The organism is Microcystis sp. CS-574, from assembly GCF_028329095.1.
In the GTDB taxonomy this organism is placed as follows: Bacteria; Cyanobacteriota; Cyanobacteriia; order Cyanobacteriales; family Microcystaceae; genus Microcystis; species Microcystis ichthyoblabe_A.
In genome coordinates this window covers 1-2,957 of sequence record NZ_JAQMSY010000146.1, presented here as the reverse complement: position 1 = coordinate 2,957, position 2,957 = coordinate 1, and the positions used below count along the sequence as shown (strand labels likewise).

Genomic DNA, 2,957 nt, shown 5'->3' with positions numbered 1-2,957 from the left:
TAGCCCGATTGCATCGCAAAACACTCTGCTATTCTAAGTCTACAGAAATGTTAGGATACTCTATTCGTTTATTAATTCATTATCTGAAGTTTCAAGAAGTGCCTATTCCTTACTGATTCATAGCTTAATTCAGCAACGCCGTCAGTGGAATGATAAAGTTTAGTCCACTGATCGACCCAATCGTAGGCTCGCGATTTTTGTTTATTTTCTTGTCTTTGTAATTGACATCTTCCCTCGATCTGTGCTTGATAGAGGAGGGGTACATCTGACCAGTCCGGCATTTTATTCTTCCTCCTCGATGTTCGGATTTTGGGGATTAGTGCTAGGTTGTTTGTATCGTTGCGTCCACCAGACCAAGCTATCACAAAGTTGGGTGAGGACGTAGAGAGCGATTCTCTGATCTTCTAGGGGAAAAGTTTCTTGATTCCAGAACTCTCTGGCGATCGCTTGGATAGCTTTGGTTTGAGCTTCCGGTTTATCTTGAGGATTAATCTTGCCACGGGGAACCCGTAATCCCGCATCTTCTAAGATATCGACGAATTTCTGCCAGACATCTTGCCAGTATCGTCCTTTTTGTCCATCAGTAGCGTCATTTTTGTCGATCAATCTCAGGTGTTCACCCCAAAAACGTTCTAAACCGTAGGCGACGGTGGTTCTCATTTTGTGGGATTCATTCAACACTTTCTCGCTGTCTCGGTATTTTAAGACCAATTCCTGGGCAGCCCGATCGAGGTTATAAGGATTCCATGTCATGAAGCACCTCCCGATGGTTTTTTCAAGGTCATCATGCAGTGGCCGAAGCCGACCGATTCGAGTCCCCCTAGATAAATATCCCCCGTTTTATCTTGTTCCAGTGGTTTCCAGTTGTCCCAAACGTTATCATCGATCGGTTTAAGGGCAAGGGGAAAAGCGAGGACTGTTCCTTCTGGTATTGCCTCGACATTAAAAAACGCTTTATTAGCCGCCACTTTCCGCCCCTCTTCTAACTGCACGCGACTCTGACGATAGAGGGCCATATCGTGGATCATACCCATATCATTGTCATCGACCACCACGGCGGGCAGGTTTTTGAGGGGAAACCAGGGTGTTAGATCCCGATTCGGGTAACTCACCGTGATAAACCCCAAGTTGAAGAAAAGTACGGGGTCAGAGTTGTTTTTGGAACGGGTTTTTAGAGTTTGCGAGCCGGTGTACTCGGGGGGGATGTCTGCCTTGACGTCGGCAATGCGTTGGTAGCGTCGCAGTAAACTCGGACAACTAACCCAAACGATCGGTTGTCCGGGGCAGAAAACTGGCAGCCAGACGATCAAGGCGTGTTCTGGTTTGATAATCGATTCATAATCGTAGTTTTCCTGTCGGTTTTTTTCCGCACCGCGGCCGTACCAGCGTTCCACTTCTTGTAACGCGCTCGTTTTGGCCTGTTCCGGGGGTTGCCCTCGCTTCTTGTATTGGCTTGTTAAACGGGCTAACATATCGGAGCGGAGACGACCGCGTAGGGAACTACTGGGGATTATGCCTGTTTGGGTGAACTGATCGCGAAAGATCAGGTTAAGGTTGCCGCTTTCTTCCCCGGCGGCGGCTCCCAGATGTAGTGGGGCAAGGGTTTCAATGATGCCGTAGGCTTTTAGATACATTCAATTCAATCCTTTTATTGTTAGCGGTAGAGATAGTCCACAGCCGATATGTTTGAGGGGAAACCCCTCTCTAGGAAACCAGTCTTCTGGCCAGTCCCACCACGATCGCCCGATCGGTTCTTCCAGCACATACACGCTTCCCGAAGGAACGGAATACCTACCCCGTCCCAAGCGTCCACCTAAACCGTAACGGTAGGGGATGGGTTTGTCGGTGAGCAGCAGTTGAACTGAGGGGAAATCGGGTTGTTCGGGAATTCGGGAGGAAAATCGTTTCGATCCCCAGATGGCCGGAGTGATCGTCGCAAAGGCCTGTTCAATTGGCTGTCTCAGCAATTGATAGATGGCCCAATCGGGTTTAATCTCAACGCTCTCGATCTCGACTAGATGATTTTCTCCGCCGAATTTATACCATCCCGGATCGAGGGGATGGGTGGCTAGATAGATCAAACAGGTTCCCTCCTTCATCTGCACGGCGTATTCTAAAAACAGACCGTCCTTCTCGACGGTACAGCGTCGATCGATCTCTAGCTTGGGATGTAGGATCGGGGTAAATTCCCACGGTGAGAGTTCCGCAAATCCGTTGTCGGCGATGTATTGCGCCGATTCTGTCCAATCTTCACTGGAAATCCAGGAAAATTCGGGTTCTATTGAGTCCTTGTCGCAATCTCGCTCCCAGACGACTTGTCGATCGGGTGCAGCTATGATTCGCCATTCGTCGGATTTCTTGGTGGCGATTATTTTCGTGCGGGGAATCGGGATATAGACGTTACGAAGACTATCGGTTTCGGTCCAGAAAGGGCCGGCGATGAATAGGTTGTCTCTTAATTCCCGATGGCTATACTGATGGGTCGTTTTATTGGCGCTGAAAAATAGTCCGGATAGGGTGGCGGCATCGGGGGGAAATTTAGAGCCAGAACGTCCGACAAGGTTTTCTGGGGAGAGGAACGCGCCGGAACTGCCGTACATCATGCCGAGGGGTTTAATGATGATGAGATGGGAAAACATAAAATTTAAGCGGGAAAAGTTAACGAAGGCGGTCGGCAGTCCTGATGCCAAAGTTGACGCCGCCAAGCCCGAAAATATTCTGATCCTAAATCCAGTTATTAAAAACTGATTATTTATTTCCCCTTTTGCATGAGTGCCTCTCCTGATATGTAGCCTATACTCAACGGATTTAGCATTACTGCCGATTTTATCACTCAATCCAAGCTTTTGGGGGGTTCTACCCCCCAAACCCCCCGTTGGGGGCGTGGCGCCGCCCCCAAACCCCCCGCGCATTAGTTTTTCGGTGGGATGCTTACACGCGGCCGCTGACACATCTGT

General features: G+C 49.2%; 4 protein-coding genes and 1 pseudogene. 1 reads left to right on the top strand and 4 read right to left on the bottom strand.

From position 1 onward, the window contains the following. A pseudogene (locus PN470_RS11605) lies at positions 1-116 on the top strand (IS1 family transposase); the annotation flags it as partial. Here the strand turns inward: PN470_RS11605 and PN470_RS11600 are convergent. From PN470_RS11600 to PN470_RS11585, 4 genes are read right to left on the bottom strand one after another with little or no spacing between them, the layout of a single operon-like run. After that, positions 72-281 carry a hypothetical protein gene (locus tag PN470_RS11600; protein ID WP_271934934.1) on the bottom strand — a complete coding sequence of 70 codons (210 nt, stop codon included), beginning with the start codon at positions 279-281 and terminating at the stop codon, positions 72-74. The pseudogene PN470_RS11605 and the gene PN470_RS11600 sit on opposite strands and share 45 nt — an antisense overlap. A gap of 1 nt (position 282) precedes the next feature. After that, positions 283-753 carry a hypothetical protein gene (locus PN470_RS11595; protein WP_271934930.1) on the bottom strand — a complete coding sequence of 157 codons (471 nt, stop codon included), beginning with the start codon at positions 751-753 and terminating at the stop codon, positions 283-285. Beyond that, on the bottom strand, positions 750-1,634 hold the full coding sequence (locus PN470_RS11590; protein WP_272104569.1) for an RAMP superfamily CRISPR-associated protein: 885 nt from the start codon (positions 1,632-1,634) through the stop codon (positions 750-752). Before PN470_RS11590 ends, PN470_RS11595 begins: the two co-directional genes overlap by 4 nt. Next, the gene (locus PN470_RS11585; protein ID WP_272104568.1) at positions 1,635-2,639 is read right to left on the bottom strand and encodes a CRISPR-associated protein; all 1,005 of its coding nucleotides are present in this window, start codon (positions 2,637-2,639) and stop codon (positions 1,635-1,637) included. Positions 2,640-2,957: the final 318 nt, after the last annotated feature.

Bases quoted from the DNA above. Each gene is read 5' to 3' on its own strand.
- PN470_RS11585 (WP_272104568.1), bottom strand. From the start codon at position 2,639: ATGTTTTCCCATCTCATCATCATTAAACCCCTCGGCATGATGTACGGC.
- PN470_RS11590 (WP_272104569.1), bottom strand. From the start codon at position 1,634: ATGTATCTAAAAGCCTACGGCATCATTGAAACCCTTGCCCCACTACAT.
- PN470_RS11595 (WP_271934930.1), bottom strand. From the start codon at position 753: ATGACATGGAATCCTTATAACCTCGATCGGGCTGCCCAGGAATTGGTC.
- PN470_RS11600 (WP_271934934.1), bottom strand. From the start codon at position 281: ATGCCGGACTGGTCAGATGTACCCCTCCTCTATCAAGCACAGATCGAG.